Raw genomic sequence first — 15,420 nt, 5'->3', positions numbered from 1 at the left:
TATTATCAATATTTTTTTAAGGGTTTTTTTACTGATGACGGAGTACCAATTGGAGAGATATTTGAACTAAAATCAATGATTTGAGGATTGGTTAAAAGAGGTCTTCCTCCATGAATTACAGGCACATGTCTGATAATAGATAATTTTGTTCTTATTTTCACAGTTCCAAATAGAATTAGCCGATTTAGTATGTTTTGGTAATCCAGAAAACGATTATTAGGTGAAAGCGATCGATGACTTAACATGGATAAGAAAAGAGTCGCAATTATTGGTGTTACAGGTGCTGTTGGTCAGGAATTTGTACAATCATTAAATAATCATCCATGGTTTGAAGTGACTCAAATTGCTGCGTCTTCACGTTCTGCAGGAAAAAAGTATCTCGATGCAATAAAAGATGCAAGTGGAATAGTTGCATGGGATGTAGGCGGAGAAATTCCAGAATATATCAAAGAAATGACAGTAAGATCAATTGATGAATTAGATGTTTCTCAATTGGATTTAGTATTTTCAGCAGTTGAATCAGAAGCTGCTAAAGCCATAGAAACTAAAATGGCAGCAGATTTGCCAGTAATTTCAACAAGTTCAGCTTATAGATATGAAGAAGATGTCCCAATTTTAATTCCAGGAATCAATGATGAGCAGACAGAATTACTTGAAGTACAAAAAAAGAATAGGAATTGGAAAGGATGGGTAGCACCATTACCAAATTGTACCACTACAGGTTTAGCAATAACATTAAAACCACTACTTGAAAAATATGGAGCAAAAAAAGTTATGATGACTTCAATGCAAGCAATATCAGGTGGTGGAAAATCAGGAGTATCTGCTATGGGTATCACAGATAACATAATTCCATACATTCCAAAAGAGGAAGGAAAAGTAAGATTAGAAACAAGAAAAATCCTTGGTAAACTAAGAGATGGAAAAATAGAGGATGCTGATATTAGAATTAGTTGTACATGTACAAGAGTACCAGTAATTGATGGACATACAGAGTCTGTTTTTGTTGAAACTACAGAGGAAATTAATCCAGCAAAAGCAAAAGATACCTATAATGAATATAACAAAGATATCTCCGTAGCAGGACTACCATCAGCTCCAGAGAATTATTATGCATTTCATGAAGATCCTACAAGACCTCAACCAAGAATGGAAAGATCTGTTGGAGATGGAATGACTACAACTATTGGCAGAGTAGAGAAGGAAGAATTATTTGACAATGGTCTGAAATACATGTTGTTCTCTCACAATAAGAAAATGGGTTCAGCAAAAGGTGCAGTATTGTTAGCAGAAATGTTATACAAAAAAGGCAAGATTTAGATAATTTTTTGCAATTTTTACAATAATAACTTTATAAGATCCAGAAAACTAGATCGACTCAGGTGTTTTAAACGGCAAAAGTAGATGACTTAGATTTACAAATTTTATCAGAGTTATCCAATGATGCTTCAATTTCTGTTCCTCGTTTATCGAAAAAAATTAACGTTAATTCATCTGTAGTATATTCAAGAATCAAAAGATTAGTTAAAAGAAAACTGATAGAGCGTTTTACAATTGTGGTAAATGATGAAGAACTTGGATATAATGTCAAGGCATTGACTGGAATTAATATGGATACAAAAAAACGAGATCATATTATTGAAGAATTATTCAAGATTGATGGTGTTAGAGAAGTCGCTGAAGTTACAGGTAGATTTGATATTCTCGTAACAATGTATTCAAAATCACTGGATCAAATGCATAAAATGGTCTCTGAGAGGATTGGGAGGATTGAAGGTATTCAATCTTCTGAATCATTTATTGAAATGAAATCACGAATGAAAGCAATGCCATATATGCCATCAAAGGATAGTGACTAATATTGCAAAAACAAAAATCTGAATCTAGAGTAGCAGTTTATTATGAATTAACAAAGCCAAAAATTTGGTATTTACTAGTTTTTACAGCATTTGGTGCAGCACTAACAGCATCTAACATTTATGATATTGAGATTTCTCCAGCAACATGGCTTCTGATGTTATTTTCAGTTGCAGCCGGTTCAGCTGCCGCAAATACTCTAACAAATTATCATGATAGAGACATTGATGCTATTATGGAGAGAACAAAAGACAGACCTTTACCTTCAAAAAGAATCTATCCGGCAGTTAAAGCAAGGAATTTTGGATTAGCATTAGCAGGCATTTCATTAGTTTTAGCATTTGGAATTTCTTTTACTACTACATTAGAACAAGGTGCATGGGCAACTGCCTTCATTGCGTTTGGATTAGTAAACAACATTCTGATTTACTCATATGTTCTGAAACGAAATTCTAGAACCAATATAATTTTGGGAGGATTATGTGGAGGTTCGCCACCAATGATTGGTTGGGTAGCTGTTAGTATGTCAGATTTATGGACTATGGGTCTTGCAATGGCTGGATTAGTGTTTATTTGGATTCCAATGCATATTTGGGCACTCACTTTACATTTCAAAGAAGACTATAACAAAGTAAATGTTCCAATGTTAACTGCCGTACAATCAGAAAAAACTTCTGCAAGAGCTATTGCACTTTCAACAGTTGTTATGGTATTATTTTCTATTGCTCCATTTTTTATTACAACTCAAAGTGGTGAAGAAATGGTTGGTGCAGTGTATCTATGGACAGCTATTGCGTCAGGGGCATTAATGGTAGGATTGTCAATATGGGTCATAATCAAACCTATGGAAAAAGCTGCATGGACTTTGTTTAAATTTTCTAGTCCATATTTGGCAGTGTTATTTATTGCATTAATGGTTGATTCTGCATTATAAAATACTGCCTTTATCATCTAGACTATTAAGTTCCTTGGTTATTTTAGAATGGTTTTCTACCAAAGTCTTTAATTCATTTTTTAATTGTTCAGAGTTCCAATCAGATGAGATTAAAGAAGTTAATTTTGCAACAATTTCCCATTGAAAATTATTTTGATCATCAATTAATTCTAAAAACCGCTTTCCTTTTTCATCATCATTCATAATTTTTTGTTATGAAACAATGATAAAAAGTTAGCATTGGTAATTACATTATTTCAAAGTTTTATTAGCAAATAATATCAATTTTTGATTATGCGATGTAGTATCTCAGAATGTAAACAAAAATCAATAGAAACAGTAAAAATTAGTTTTCGGGAAACACGAAATTTGTGTGAGGAGCATTACAAATTATTTATTAATAAAGATAAAAAACATGTTCCAAAATTTTCTAAGGCATCAAATTCTTAGCGAATCAAATTCCTTTTTAAATTATAGAATCATTGAAAGATTTAACATCTACCATTTTTAAAGCAAAATATGGCAGCCAAGAAAAAAAATCCCAAAAAGACAGTAAAAAGAACGGTAAAAAAAACGGTATCTAAATCAAAAAAACAAGGCAAAGCTACATCAAAAAAACCTGAATTTGAAAAAGCATGGAATGACTACAATTCTGCCTTGAATGGCTGGAAAGAATCTCTTGCACAATGGCAAAAGGCTACAAATGAAACTTTGATGACATATCATGATGCCTGTCAAAAAGCATTAGAATCAGATGCTGAATTATTAAAAAAAGTTAGTTCAAGTTGGGAAAATACTTGGGAAGAAATTGGTCCAGAATACATTAAACAACAAACAAAGATGATGGAGAATATCTTTAAAGAAACTAACATCGAATCAATAAAAAAATTCAATATCCAATGGGAAAAATTTCTCAAAACATCTGGAGATGATTCAATAATAGCATATCAAGAGGCTATCAAAAAATTTAATCAGGCATGGCAATCTGGACAAATGTAATTTTCATATATTAGCTAAAATTTTTATTTTTTCATTTTTCCTATTCTAAAAACTTTGCATTGACATATTGAACAAAATCCTCTAATAGCAGGTTTGCCATTTTTCATTGTAGTCTCTTCAGGATCTTTGATAAGTCTTTTAGTTTTACATTTTACACAATATGCTTCTTGTGAAACTATTTCTGAAATTTTTGATTTAGAACTATTCTGAGAATTTAGATTATTTTCAATATCATCTAGTTTTTTGTTTTGCTTTCGTAATTTTTGTATAATTTCATGTTCAATATCTACAGCCTCAAGTCTTTCAATTTCTTTTTCTAACTCCTTAACTTTAGAAAATTGTTCTCAGTAATGTCAGGACCAGTCCAGTATCCACTAAATCCACGTTTAATGTTTCCTATATCATCAGAATACACAAACTCTATTGGTTTATCTGATTGCATGGAAGTAAGTCCGAAAAGCTCATCAAGATTAGATTCATCAATAACATCCACAGGATACGTAGTAGAAGATATCAAATACTCAGATGAATAGTCAAGTGTTCTGGTGGTAGTAAAGAAATCTGAAAACTGTCTTGACCAACTCATGACACTAAGATAGTTTGGCTTGCAGTTTACATCATCATGTCCACCATGAAACAATCCAAGGTTGTGTCCTAGTTCATGCATGAATGTTCCTGCCTGATCATCAGAAGAACCAACTCCTCCAGCCCAGTTTCCAAGAGTTATCAAAAAGTCATTTCCAGGAATCTCTGCCATTCCAGAAGAACCGCTAGGAATAGAATGACCATAAATAACATAATGAACTGCCATTCTTTTTGCAGTCAGAATATTTTGAAGTTCTGCATCACTAGAAGCATTGTTGCGTTCATCAGTAGTTCCAAAATATGATTTTTTTAGTTTGTCAAAGTCAGGCATTAATGGGCTTGAAAGATCAATGATTCCACCTTCGGAGGGAGGAGACATCGTATCACTATGATATGGAATTCTATCATCAATATTGACGTGTAGTGTTATTCCTTGTTTGGAGAAGGCCTCAGCAATATTTTCTAATGCAGTAACATCAGGTTCATGACCTATCATGTAATCAATCTCAACGTAGATATCTTTGCCTCCGACGGTTGGGCAATTATTTAGAGGATCAGAGTCAAGATCAGAGCAGGGCCAAAAAAACACACCAGTAGATTCAGAATTTGTATATGTTATTTCCAATCCGTTATTTTTTTTCCATGATGTACATAATCCATCAGGGTCCTTTTGTTCATCGGAACATTGTGGAAAAGCATAGTAGGGATTAATGTCAGGATCTATGTAAGGTATTTCTCCTATTTCATCGTCAATTACCTTGACAGTATTTTCAACACCTCCATAACTTACCTTGATTGTATCACCAATCTCTGCAAATAATGCAGGTTTGTCATTATCAGTCTCAGTTTGGTTAAAGTAAACATAGGTAGTAGGTAGATCAAACCAATTGGTATTAGGTATTCGTTCAAACGTTAGTTTAGGAGTAAACTTTGCTCTGATGTTATTACCAACAATTGATTCTATGTCAACTTGGAGTGTATCATCAGAAAAATTTGAATCCGTTAAAATTCGTATATGTAATCCATGGGATATGAAAATAGAATTTTCAACAATAGGATCTTCGGGTTCAAGCTGATTCATAAAAATAATTTGAGGGTATGAAGATTGTGCATAAACTGAATCAGTTCCAAAAACAAAAAATAAACTCACCATTGCAAGTAAAATAATATTATAAGATAATTTTATTTTAGGCAATTCCCACACCCCGTCATTATGAATATGCAGTTACTATTTATCATTTTTTGTCAGCATAATATATGGCCACTTTTCATTTACAACAGATTGAGCTTGTAGTATTTCTTGTATGATTTGTTTTTGCAACAATTCATTTTCAGATCTGGAAACAGATTCTGGATAGATTTGCAGATAGTAGTTTTTTCCATAGTCAGAGTTATGGATTATCTTTCCCCGAACTATTTCATCAAGTGTTTTTTGTGCAATCTTTGTCTGGTCAAGCATGTAATCATAAAACAGCATGTGATTTCTGTCAATTCCATGTGAAGTTATTACGTCATGTCTTTGAGACGTGTCAATCTCCTGCGTCCAAAACTTTTCTTTGTACCATAACTTTCCAGACTTGTCTATTCCATGTTCAGAGTCAATCAGCGTAATTGTATGTAGATGCCCAACCCTATCCAAAACATTTACTGTCTTTGGAGGATTGAGTGATTCTCCAGTTATTTCTATGCCGTGGTTGTAATAGTTTTGCCAGCTGTTTCGTTTTGCATCCCATGTATTTGTTCCAACCATGTTAAACTCCAATGGTGTGCGAAACATATGGTTAATGGTAACCTCAAGACATTTCTCCTCTAGGGACTGGTCCGTACATGGAACAGGCCTAGATGACACATCCACTTCATCTAGTGCGTCTTCTGGATCAAAGACATCAACTGATGCGGTACCATCAAAGAATATATCATAATTAATTACTGCCTTGCTCTGGCTGATTACCTTGTCTTTTCCTATTCCAAATCCAAGCTCGACGTGTCGTATGTTTTCAATGCCACCATTCTCATACACTTTGAGTACTGCAGTATTTTTCTGGCCTACCTCTACTGGAATTAGCGGATATGGCGTATAGTAAAGTTGTACATCTACTGTATTTCCATTGTATGAAAAACCATCAGTGACTAATCTTATTCCATTACTTGTGACTCCAAGCGTTGGTGGAGTACAGTCACTTCTGCATCCTCCGCCAAATCCAGCTACTGCATCAACTACTAGTCCTGCACGGGCTATTCCGCCCCCGCCTCCACCGCCACCGGAGCTTCCAATGGTTGCAGTATCAGATACAGAGTCATACGTTGCAGTAATGGTATCACCTACCAATGCCTGCAAGGCGCCTTTTCCAGAATCAGGGTTTGGTATAATCAACGCATTTGATATCTGAGAGCTTGGAGCATAAAAGATACTTACAATGTCTCCCTGTGCAACTTTGATTGCGTTTCCACTAGATGTTCCGGTTGTAAATTGCAAGGTGCCAGTAAATATTCCTGAAGTACCAGATGTCTCTTGAAGTGATACAGTAATTCCTGTACCATCTGACTCAGAAACTACGGTAACTGATGTGGAATCAATTCCTGCCGTAGTGTCAGCAGAAGAATCATCAACTGTAACCGTTACAGAGTTAGCTATTGCAAACTGCCAGTTAGCTTCCATGAATATCAGATTGGTGTTCTCAAATATTCCGGTGTTTACTCCAGTTTCAGAAAGTACTAGTGAAATCCCCAAAGTGTCAGTATCAGAAGAAACGTTAATTGTAACTGTGTCAATTGCTCCCGAATCTAAATTAGCCGATGAGTCAGTTACGGTAATTTTAACAGCACTGCCTCCAACCTGACCGCTGCTAAGAAAGTATGTTGCACTATCAAATGCAATGCTGTGACTTGAGGCATCAGAATACGGAACTGCATTTATGCCAGTTCCTAAGACTACAAGGAGCAATACAAGTGTCCTATTCATTTGATATTTTCCCATATTCATACTACATTATAGTAGATAGGATTTATGTAAGAATTATTAGCACAGCTAAAGATTCTACAGGGTAGCTAAACCAGAATAATATATAAACTAAAACAAGAATAGCCATGGGCAATTATTCATGCATGGGTTGCGGCTCTACAAAGATCATCATAATTTCTGATTCAAGGTATAACGGCTTGCGTGGATGCTGTAATAGATGTGGTGGGAATTGGCCAGAATCCTAACAAAATGTTTAGAAACAGACATGTCTAGTCTGTGTATGGTAGATGTATCAGAGATTGTCTCAGCTGAGTTATTTGAGATGGCAAGCGAGCAAAGAATAGCAATACTGATGCAGCTGCAAAAAGAGCAGACTTCGCTATCAGGGATGGCAAAAAAGCTAAATGCCACGGCACCTGAGATTCACAGAAACATTTCCCGTCTATTAAAGATGGAGGCGATAAAAAAAGAAACCGATGGAAGTTATTGCCTTACAACAAAAGGCAAACTAGTATGCAACATCTTCCCCCAATTACAATTCATTACAAAGAGCCAGACCTACTTTAAGGACCATACTCTAGACGAACTGCCAAAAAAATTTCAAAGTAGAATAGGCGAGTTGTCAAGTGGAAAAGAGATCAAAGGATACGTAAAGGTCATGGAGACATGCAAAGACATCTATGCCAATGCACAAAAATACATCTGCAACATATTATCTGAAGTTCCATACACGGAAGACATAACAAGGCCACTAGTAACAGGACTAAAAAATGGAATTACAGTATCTACCATATTTTCTGAATCAGTAGTAGTTCCAAGCGATAGAAAGAAGATATTCAAGAACAAGGGATTCAAAAAATTCGTAGATGATGGGAAGGTAAAACGCAAAATGGTAAAGGATGTAAAAATAGTCCTGGTACTAAATGAAAAAGAGGCAGGAGTTGTCTTTCCAAAGGACGGAGAGGCAGACATGTCAAAAATGTTTTACGGCGACTCTCCAGAGTTTTTGGAGTGGTGTCATGACTATTTTATTCACTGCTGGAATAGTGCATCTAGTTTTCAGGAAAGCAAGATACGGTAATCTATTTTGAAAGCCCAAGCTTTTGCAGTACCAATGCACATGCACCAGTTATTGCAACAAATGGCCACACGACAGAGTATTTTATGAGATACTTTAGTGAGTCGTGTTTTCGCATCTGATCAGCAATTGGCGGACTGAATTTGTAGTATCCATCTAGCATCCTTGAAAACGATTTTTGGAAACGCGACTGTAGCACCACATCATCACGAAACTCACGTAGAAACTGGACGGGAGGTTCAAGTTCTGAGCCGTATGCAGCAGTTGCAATAAAACACTTACTAGTAGAAGGGGCAGGTTTGCTTGTGCTAGAATGTGGCTTTTTTTCTACGTTTGCATCATCGGACACATCGATGGATTCGGTAAGGTTGACACTATGAGTCGTTCCACCTGACATGGTATCATACGTATATCCCAGTTTAGAAATATCCAATACGCTTTCTGGTGTAGTTCCAGCACTCCACGGAAACATTTGATCATGAAGGTTGTGTCCCGTGTTTGTTCCGCCCGTAGGAAGATATCCTGAAGATTGTGGCTTTTGCTGCCACTCGGCCCAAATCTTGTCAATAAAACAGTGATGAAGAAAAAACAGTGGATCATTAGGCGATGAGCCAAGCGTCATGGATCCTCCAATCCAGACATGGACACGGTTGTGTATGTTGCCAGTCCCAAGCCATCCCTCCAGTCTGTTTCTAAAGCTTGTTGCAGGATCACTTGTTGCATCCCATGGTGCAGAATCATAGGTTGCAATTGAAAGACAATCATCCACCTGAACAGAAGTCGGAAGTGAGGATATGCTGCTACCTATTGTTCTTCGCAGCGCAGGCCCGTCAATTGTCAGCTCCCAGTTGTTATCAAATGCAAACGGCCCAGTCTCTACGCGATTTCCGTTTGAGGGATTGCCATTTCCTCCCATAAAATTATCAGAAAAGATTGACGAGTTGAGGTTGTTATCTACTGTCCAGTCCCAGTACGGAAGATTAACTGACGGATTTATCTTTTGAAGTTCTATCTCAAATAGCCGAAGATATTCCCTGTGCCATGGAAGAAATGCAGGTCCCCTGTGTGCAGAGTTTCTCATCATTGGACTGCCAGTTGACGGTGTCGGGTTTGCCATTGCATCAACATGCATCTGCACAAACTGATCATACTTGCCAGAACTCTTTAGCGCAAGAACGGCATCAACAAAGTCTTGTTTTTCTTGCGACGATAGTTCAGACTGATTCTTTCTTTCTCCCATATCTTTTCCCTTTACATATTATCAATTATTGCCTTTGCAAGATCTAAGAGATTGTCAAATGATGAATATGGAAATTTCACGCTTACAAATTTTCCAGAATTATCTTTTTCTACAGATATCTTGTCACCGTCAATGCTCAAATTATTCTCATCAAATTCTATAGTTCTACCCTTGTATGATTCAGTAGACAATAAATTGAATTGGTTCGGTAATAATAAAGTCTTATGTTCTTACCATTTGTGTGTGATTTCATCGTTTGCCTTTAGGTTTGTAGATTTCCACGTAACTACAGTATTTTTTTTGCCATATGATATCTTGGCAGGCTCAGAAGGATAAGCCTCATACCCGACATTTGGAACAGAGTGAATTATTCTGCTTTCAATAGGATGATCTTTTGGAATTGAAAACTTGTACGAGAATTTTTTACAGTTGCTGGCAAGATTGTAAGAAAATTCCCGATCAGGCTCTTCCCAATCATATTCAAGTTTTAGGATGCGTTTTTGTTTGGGCTTTATTGGCTTTGCAAATTTTATGTAAAACTTTTTTAGTTTAGGCTCGTCTTTTTTTATTCTATCTAATGCTAGTCTTTTGCCTCTATCTGTTACTTTGACATTCAGATCTGCAAAGTCTTTTTTAGAATCACCTGCAATTGTATAAAATATCACATCACGCACTTCTTTTGCAATGCTTTCAATCTTCCAAGTCCACGTATGATGTGTCAGCATGGTTTTGGGATCTTTTACAACTAACTCGATATCAACTTCATTGAATCGAAATGAACTAGGTCCTCTAAAATCATCAATTGATTCTTGCCTATTTACAATCTTTGTCTTTCGTGGGCTGTTTCTATTTCCAAAACCTTTTCCATATACATTGCATAGTTTGATTTTTTCACCGTGCTTAATTCCATATTCTCCAATGTCATGAAAGATTTCTTTGTATTCTCTTGATAACTTTCTTGCATCCTCAGCAAATGTTTTTGATGTAAAAATATTCATGTCTCCTGCAGTGTCCATTATTCGTCTTGCCATGATAATTCCAGAGCCCCAGTAATTATCATATCCAGTAAATGATTTTATTATGTAGACTGAGCCAGTTTCAATCCCAACTCTTATTGAAAGTCTATCTCTGCCTTTTCTATTTTGATTATATTTTGTAATGCCTTTATGAAGATCAATTGCAAGTTGCAATGGATGCTCTGCACTAAATGGAAATCCTATTGCAATACCATCACCGGTTGGGACCAGTGCTGCATAATCCTTGTTTTTCTGAAATACATCACTTTGACTAATCAATTTATTTAAAACAATAATCTTTTGAAGTTGCTCAATAGTCACATTTTTTGGTGTTGCGCTTGCAACAATGTCTGTAAAAAACCAATGATATGTACGGGTGAATTTTTCAATATCTCCATAAGTATAGTCATTACTTTGCAACGATTTTAACAGTGAATTTAGAAACTTGATCGGGCATTTTTTTAAAATTTTAAAGCTGGTAAGTGTTGGATCAACTTTGATATGATGAATTTTTGTTTTATCTAAGAGCCAGTCCTTTGTCTGTTTGTTTTCCTCCATCAATCCAAGGATTTCAGCTATGACATTAATTTTTGAGGTCACAAATAATATACCGGAATAGGATCTTATTAAGAATCCATTACCGTGTCGCCTTACTGCAGACCGTATGATTCCATCAAACTGCTACATTATTAGTTACTATACAAACTAATCTTTTTGCACGCAAGCTAATGATCTGTTATCAATCATTTGTGCGCACTAATACTAATGATGGTTGTCAGAAAGCAAAGCCAAATGAGAGACAAGGTTCAAGAAAGTCTCATTTCGTTTAACGGTGAGTATAGAAACTATTGCATCGGAATCGTAGATATCGTAAATTCCACAAAGATTGCAGCAAAGATGCCACCAGTAAGTTTGGGAATATATTATTCCATATTTCTCAACAAGATGGCAGATATTGCAGTAAGGTTTGATGCAAGTGTTGTAAAAAATATAGGTGACAGCTTGCTGTTTTACTTTCCAAGTACGGTCAACTCTGCAGACATGAAAGGATTCCAGAATGCAATAGAGTGCGGTCTTTCCATGATAGAGTCACGATGTATGATCAACAACATAATGTTTGAAAGCAGGCTTCCATCAATTAGCTACAGAGTAAGCATCGATTATGGAACAGTACTCATTGCAGTTACGCTTTATGATACCGTAGACATATTTGGGCCGCCAGTCAATGTTTGCGCCAAGATAAACCGGGAGGCACATCCAAACGGGATGGTAATAGGCGGAGACATGTTCCAGATGGTAAAGGCGATTTCATCATACCAATTCAAACAGATCTGCAGCTTTTCATCGGGATTAAAGAGCAGTTATCCGGTATACTCTATTTTGAGAAGAAATGCTCTACACTGATTTTATATTTTAGGTGACAGCTTGGTTTCTAGTTGAATGTCCTGCTTTTTTCCCAGTTTTTTTCCACAACAAAAGGAGGAGGAGAATACGTTTTCAAGACAATTGCAAAAGTATTGTCAGAGAATGGTCACAGAGTATGGGTAGTCACCAATGATGTAAAAAACGAGTCATATGAAGAGTCAGAGAATCTCAGAATAGTCAGAGTAAAACCGCATCTAGAGTATGCCGGAGGAATTCCCCCCTCGTTTTTTGACAACATCAAGTATTCAATAAATGCGCTTTTTGCAGGATACAAAATTGCAAAAAAAGAAAAAATAGAGATAATACATTCAAATAATTTTGCACCAGTCCTTGCAGGATCATTTCTGTCCATGCTTGCAGGAATCCCACATATTACTACCATACATGATGTTTTCTCATCATATGGAAAGAATTTCTGGACAGAGTGGGCAAAACAACCAGGGACATCACAAATCAATGCAAGGTTAGTCCCATTCTTTGAAAAATTAATGATACGTCTAAAGGCAGAGTGCATCCATACGGTAAGCGAAGCTACAAAAAACGACATAGTACAACTTGGTGCAAAAAAGCCAGTACAGATAATTCCAAACTGCATTTTGCACAAGAACCCGATTTCTGTAAAGACAAATTCCAGACAGTTTGTTTTCATAGGAAGGCTTGTTTTTTACAAGAATGTCCAGGTACTGATCAGGGCCGCATCAATTGTCTCAGAGGAATTTCCAGACTTTAAGATAATAGTTGCAGGAGACGGCCCGTACAGAAACATGCTTGAGAAACTAGCAGAGGAACTGGATGTAAATGAGAACATAGAGTTTAGAGGATACGTAACTCCAAAAGAAAAGGAAGTAGTGATTGCAGAATCAAATGCAATGCTGTTTCCATCAAAAATTGAAGGGTTTGGGCTAGTTATGCTTGAGGCATTTCAGCAAAAAAAGGCAGTCATTGCATCGGACATACCTCCAATGTCAGAAATAATACAGGATGGTAAAAATGGATTCCTCTTAGATGCAGACAACGAAAAGTCATGGGCAGAGAAAATAAAAATAATGATAAAAGACCATGACCTGTCTCAATCTATGGGAAATACAGCATATGGAATTTTAGACAAAAAATATAGTACGAGATCATTTTATGAAAACATAATCAAAATGTATGAGGGTATTTTGAGAAATTAGCAATCAGGCTAAGTGTAATCCTCAAGGCATACAGAGCATTGTATCATATGTTGTATTATCTCCACACATTCAATACATGATAACACATCATACACATCATGTGATAATCTCTGAGCATCAATGCCATACAACAGCAAGTAACTCACTGTATCCTCAAAACTGACATCTTCTTTTAATGAATCAGAAAGCATGGACTGGATGTACTTTACATGTTGCACCTGCTCATCAGAAAGCACGATTCCCAAATTAGAATCACTCATACAAAGACAGAATGGCATTTTCTTCATAGTCTCTAGTTAGCTTGCATGAAAAGAATTTAGCTGCAATTAAAAGAACAAGTATTATGATTTTTCGTAGAATTATTTTTCATGTCAGGAAAAAAAGCCATTATGTTTGTGCTAATCAGGCCAAGGTGTCCATACCATCAAGCGGACCAAGAAAAATGAAGCGCGGAAAAATTCTGCAAAAACACATAGAGAATTTGTGGTCAGAGTGGGCATATCCAGAAGAAGAGCCCGAAGAATGAAGACTGCAATAATTGCAGATGATGATGAGTATGTCTTAAACATGACATCAGAGATTCTTGGAGCATCAGGGATAGCCGTACTTGCCCTGCAAAAGACGGAAAGGAAGCTGTGGAATATTTTTAAAGGCTAAGACCAGACATTGTGATTCTTGACGTATCCATACCAGGATATGACGGCGTGTATGCGCTTAAAAGAATACACCGCTATGACTCTGCCAAAATGATTATGGTCACAGGAGACAAGACAGAAAATACTGCTGAAAGGCTAAGACAGATAGGTCCTGTTGCAGTCCTGTACAAGCCTTATGACTTTAAGGAGTTGCTAAAGATAATTAACACATAAACTATAATCTGTCCTTGATAAAATCAATAGATTTGACAGGGGATGGATCCACACCAGTGATTACTGCCCTGTATATGGAACAGTAATCAAGCAGGTAAATCAAACAGACAATCTTTGATAGTATGTTGCCCTCAACTGATTTTACTTCTATGTATTTGGTATTGTTCTGATCAAAGTACTGCTTTATTATCCCCCATCTTTCCTGTGTTTTTGCATAGTCTTGTGTTCCGCGAATCAGCACTGGACATGTGTTAACGCTTCCTTCCCACGCAACTATACCGTTGTGACATGCCTCGATTACGTCTTCGGTAAATGCATGCATCTTGGAGTTTTCCTGCAGCGAGTTCTTAAAACGAATGGCTGCAGCATACAGACCATGCGGGTAATAGATACATGGCATACCCTCTAGGAATTCTGCCAAGTTCAATGACATATTATTTTGGGATAGATTTGCAGACGATATTTTTGCAGACTGCTCTACAAGATTTTCAATTGATTCCAAAATGTCAGATTTCTGGATTGGCAGAACAGAATCTAGCACATGCAACATTGAGTAAACAAAAGCAACAAAGGAAGCTCTAGGGGAGTGGGTCATTGGAATTTTACGAAACACGATTTTGTTGGAATGACAAATTGTTTCCATTATGCCGCCAGATGAAAAGGCAGTTACTTTGCATGGAAGTCTTGATGCGGATTCCAGTACTGTGAGGGTTTCTACAGTGTTTCCAGAGATACTAGTACATACCACAAGCGTGTTTGCATCTACTGTCTTTGGCAAAAGATATCCCTTTACCACGTTTACGTGAATGTCATTCTTGGACAGTATAGATGCAAACAAATCTCCGATAGCTCCAGAGCCACCCATTCCCGCAAAGACAATGTGATCTATTCCACTGTAATTGACTGGTTCTAAATCAGTATGGTATGCATCTCTGGCAATCTCAGGCCATCTATCATAGACCTTGTACATTCCTTGAGTGTCAATCGCATCCATTGTTTTTACATCAAGCAACACAATTGTAAAAAAATTGAAACAATATAACAATTAGTCTTTTCCAATCAGTTTATTCCACATTTTCTGATCGTTGTATCTTGCAAGCCTTGTATTGTATCTTGTATTTCGTGGCATATTTACCAGCTTGAATCTTGCTTCACGGATCTTATCCCATGCTTTCCATTGTTCAGGCAGTATAGTGCGAATTGCAGACACATGAACTGACAGACAATAATAGTTAGAATATCCCATTTACTGTACCGTTGAGGATATAACGGACCAATTT

At 36.5% G+C, this 15,420-nt stretch carries 21 protein-coding genes and 1 pseudogene; 11 read left to right on the top strand and 11 right to left on the bottom strand.

The window, feature by feature from the left end; translation table 11 throughout:
• Window positions 1–5 precede the first annotated feature (5 nt).
• The gene (locus tag NSED_RS10675; RefSeq protein WP_014964299.1) at window positions 6–161 is read right to left on the bottom strand and encodes a class III aminotransferase; all 156 of its coding nucleotides are present in this window, start codon (window positions 159–161) and stop codon (window positions 6–8) included.
• Between the two features lie 82 nt (window positions 162–243).
• Here NSED_RS10675 and asd point away from each other — a divergent pair, with 82 nt between their 5' ends.
• The 4 genes and pseudogenes from asd (at window position 244) to cyoE (ending at window position 2,791) form a co-directional block, all read left to right on the top strand.
• Complete coding sequence (asd, locus tag NSED_RS00580; protein WP_014964298.1) at window positions 244–1,320, top strand: aspartate-semialdehyde dehydrogenase; 1,077 nt, start codon at window positions 244–246, stop codon at window positions 1,318–1,320.
• A gap of 101 nt (window positions 1,321–1,421) precedes the next feature.
• Window positions 1,422–1,484 (top strand): annotated as a pseudogene (locus NSED_RS11050) (Lrp/AsnC family transcriptional regulator); the annotation flags it as partial.
• Between the two features lie 72 nt (window positions 1,485–1,556).
• A complete protein-coding gene (locus NSED_RS00575) occupies window positions 1,557–1,859 on the top strand; it encodes an Lrp/AsnC family transcriptional regulator (RefSeq protein ID WP_014964297.1) in 303 nt (100 codons plus the stop codon).
• Window positions 1,860–1,861: 2 nt separating this feature from the next.
• The gene (gene cyoE, locus NSED_RS00570; RefSeq protein WP_014964296.1) at window positions 1,862–2,791 is read left to right on the top strand and encodes a heme o synthase; all 930 of its coding nucleotides are present in this window, start codon (window positions 1,862–1,864) and stop codon (window positions 2,789–2,791) included.
• Here the strand turns inward: cyoE and NSED_RS00565 are convergent.
• Window positions 2,786–2,995, bottom strand: a complete 210-nt coding sequence (locus tag NSED_RS00565) for a hypothetical protein (RefSeq protein WP_014964295.1) — start codon at window positions 2,993–2,995, stop codon at window positions 2,786–2,788. The two genes, cyoE and NSED_RS00565, sit on opposite strands and share 6 nt — an antisense overlap.
• Before the next feature lie 315 nt (window positions 2,996–3,310).
• Here NSED_RS00565 and NSED_RS00560 point away from each other — a divergent pair, with 315 nt between their 5' ends.
• Window positions 3,311–3,790: a hypothetical protein gene (locus tag NSED_RS00560; protein ID WP_014964294.1), complete on the top strand. Its 480-nt coding sequence runs from the start codon at window positions 3,311–3,313 to the stop codon at window positions 3,788–3,790.
• A gap of 23 nt (window positions 3,791–3,813) precedes the next feature.
• Here the strand turns inward: NSED_RS00560 and NSED_RS10890 are convergent, their stop codons facing one another.
• The 3 genes from NSED_RS10890 to NSED_RS00550 form a co-directional block, all read right to left on the bottom strand.
• A complete protein-coding gene (locus NSED_RS10890; RefSeq protein WP_049800839.1) occupies window positions 3,814–3,969 on the bottom strand; it encodes a DUF5679 domain-containing protein in 156 nt (51 codons plus the stop codon).
• Between the two features lie 137 nt (window positions 3,970–4,106).
• Complete coding sequence (locus tag NSED_RS00555) at window positions 4,107–5,570, bottom strand: zinc-dependent metalloprotease family protein (RefSeq protein ID WP_202802527.1); 1,464 nt, start codon at window positions 5,568–5,570, stop codon at window positions 4,107–4,109.
• 33 nt (window positions 5,571–5,603) lie between these two features.
• Window positions 5,604–7,337, bottom strand: coding sequence for a hypothetical protein (locus NSED_RS00550; protein ID WP_232212349.1), 1,734 nt, complete (start codon window positions 7,335–7,337; stop codon window positions 5,604–5,606).
• A gap of 229 nt (window positions 7,338–7,566) precedes the next feature.
• Between NSED_RS00550 and NSED_RS00545 the strand changes: the two genes are divergently transcribed.
• Entirely contained in the window at window positions 7,567–8,418 is an 852-nt protein-coding gene (locus tag NSED_RS00545; protein WP_232212348.1) for a helix-turn-helix transcriptional regulator, read from the top strand.
• Window position 8,419: 1 nt separating this feature from the next.
• On the opposite strand, the gene NSED_RS00540 is transcribed toward NSED_RS00545, so the two are convergent.
• From NSED_RS00540 to NSED_RS00530, 3 genes are read right to left on the bottom strand one after another with little or no spacing between them, the layout of a single operon-like run.
• Window positions 8,420–9,655: a tyrosinase family protein gene (locus NSED_RS00540; protein WP_014964289.1), complete on the bottom strand. Its 1,236-nt coding sequence runs from the start codon at window positions 9,653–9,655 to the stop codon at window positions 8,420–8,422.
• 11 nt (window positions 9,656–9,666) lie between these two features.
• On the bottom strand, window positions 9,667–9,846 hold the full coding sequence (locus tag NSED_RS00535) for a hypothetical protein (protein ID WP_016940159.1): 180 nt from the start codon (window positions 9,844–9,846) through the stop codon (window positions 9,667–9,669).
• A gap of 39 nt (window positions 9,847–9,885) precedes the next feature.
• Window positions 9,886–11,271, bottom strand: coding sequence for an adenylate/guanylate cyclase domain-containing protein (locus NSED_RS00530; RefSeq protein ID WP_232212347.1), 1,386 nt, complete (start codon window positions 11,269–11,271; stop codon window positions 9,886–9,888).
• A gap of 165 nt (window positions 11,272–11,436) precedes the next feature.
• On the opposite strand from NSED_RS00530, the gene NSED_RS00525 reads away from it, so the two are divergent.
• Window positions 11,437–12,075 (top strand): adenylate/guanylate cyclase domain-containing protein, encoded by a 639-nt coding sequence (locus tag NSED_RS00525; protein WP_014964287.1) that lies wholly within the window; start codon window positions 11,437–11,439, stop codon window positions 12,073–12,075.
• A 32-nt stretch (window positions 12,076–12,107) separates the two neighbouring features.
• On the top strand, window positions 12,108–13,271 hold the full coding sequence (locus tag NSED_RS00520; protein ID WP_014964286.1) for a glycosyltransferase family 4 protein: 1,164 nt from the start codon (window positions 12,108–12,110) through the stop codon (window positions 13,269–13,271).
• Between the two features lie 8 nt (window positions 13,272–13,279).
• Here the strand turns inward: NSED_RS00520 and NSED_RS00515 are convergent, their stop codons facing one another.
• Complete coding sequence (locus tag NSED_RS00515; protein WP_014964285.1) at window positions 13,280–13,531, bottom strand: hypothetical protein; 252 nt, start codon at window positions 13,529–13,531, stop codon at window positions 13,280–13,282.
• Window positions 13,532–13,614: 83 nt separating this feature from the next.
• On the opposite strand from NSED_RS00515, the gene NSED_RS00510 reads away from it, so the two are divergent.
• The 3 genes from NSED_RS00510 to NSED_RS10180 are packed head-to-tail and all read left to right on the top strand — an operon-like array spanning window position 13,615 to window position 14,140.
• On the top strand, window positions 13,615–13,797 hold the full coding sequence (locus tag NSED_RS00510; protein ID WP_232212346.1) for a hypothetical protein: 183 nt from the start codon (window positions 13,615–13,617) through the stop codon (window positions 13,795–13,797).
• Entirely contained in the window at window positions 13,794–13,928 is a 135-nt protein-coding gene (locus tag NSED_RS10885; protein WP_016940157.1) for a hypothetical protein, read from the top strand. The genes NSED_RS00510 and NSED_RS10885 overlap by 4 nt, the downstream gene beginning before the upstream one ends.
• An 11-nt stretch (window positions 13,929–13,939) precedes the next feature.
• Entirely contained in the window at window positions 13,940–14,140 is a 201-nt protein-coding gene (locus NSED_RS10180) for a response regulator (protein WP_014964283.1), read from the top strand.
• A 1-nt stretch (window position 14,141) separates the two neighbouring features.
• On the opposite strand, the gene NSED_RS00500 is transcribed toward NSED_RS10180, so the two are convergent.
• Both NSED_RS00500 and NSED_RS00495 read right to left on the bottom strand, forming a co-directional pair.
• Entirely contained in the window at window positions 14,142–15,185 is a 1,044-nt protein-coding gene (locus NSED_RS00500) for an SIS domain-containing protein (RefSeq protein ID WP_014964282.1), read from the bottom strand.
• The gene (locus NSED_RS00495) at window positions 15,186–15,386 is read right to left on the bottom strand and encodes a hypothetical protein (RefSeq protein WP_014964281.1); all 201 of its coding nucleotides are present in this window, start codon (window positions 15,384–15,386) and stop codon (window positions 15,186–15,188) included. It abuts the gene before it with no gap.
• Window positions 15,387–15,420 lie beyond the last annotated feature (34 nt).

This window comes from Candidatus Nitrosopumilus sediminis (assembly GCF_000299395.1).
Classification (GTDB): domain Archaea; phylum Thermoproteota; class Nitrososphaeria; order Nitrososphaerales; family Nitrosopumilaceae; genus Nitrosopumilus; species Nitrosopumilus sediminis.
The sequence above is the reverse complement of the archived record's forward strand: the minus strand, read 5'-3'. Positions and strand labels throughout refer to the sequence as shown.

Coding starts and splice junctions, on each gene's coding strand:
- NSED_RS00510 (WP_232212346.1), top strand. CDS start 13,615: ATGATTTTTCGTAGAATTATTTTTCATGTCAGGAAAAAAAGCCATTAT.
- NSED_RS00565 (WP_014964295.1), bottom strand. CDS start 2,995: ATGAATGATGATGAAAAAGGAAAGCGGTTTTTAGAATTAATTGATGAT.
- NSED_RS00550 (WP_232212349.1), bottom strand. CDS start 7,337: ATGAATAGGACACTTGTATTGCTCCTTGTAGTCTTAGGAACTGGCATA.
- NSED_RS00525 (WP_014964287.1), top strand. CDS start 11,437: ATGATGGTTGTCAGAAAGCAAAGCCAAATGAGAGACAAGGTTCAAGAA.
- NSED_RS00560 (WP_014964294.1), top strand. CDS start 3,311: ATGGCAGCCAAGAAAAAAAATCCCAAAAAGACAGTAAAAAGAACGGTA.
- NSED_RS00515 (WP_014964285.1), bottom strand. CDS start 13,531: ATGAGTGATTCTAATTTGGGAATCGTGCTTTCTGATGAGCAGGTGCAA.
- asd (WP_014964298.1), top strand. CDS start 244: ATGGATAAGAAAAGAGTCGCAATTATTGGTGTTACAGGTGCTGTTGGT.
- NSED_RS10885 (WP_016940157.1), top strand. CDS start 13,794: ATGAAGACTGCAATAATTGCAGATGATGATGAGTATGTCTTAAACATG.
- NSED_RS00495 (WP_014964281.1), bottom strand. CDS start 15,386: ATGGGATATTCTAACTATTATTGTCTGTCAGTTCATGTGTCTGCAATT.
- NSED_RS00540 (WP_014964289.1), bottom strand. CDS start 9,655: ATGGGAGAAAGAAAGAATCAGTCTGAACTATCGTCGCAAGAAAAACAA.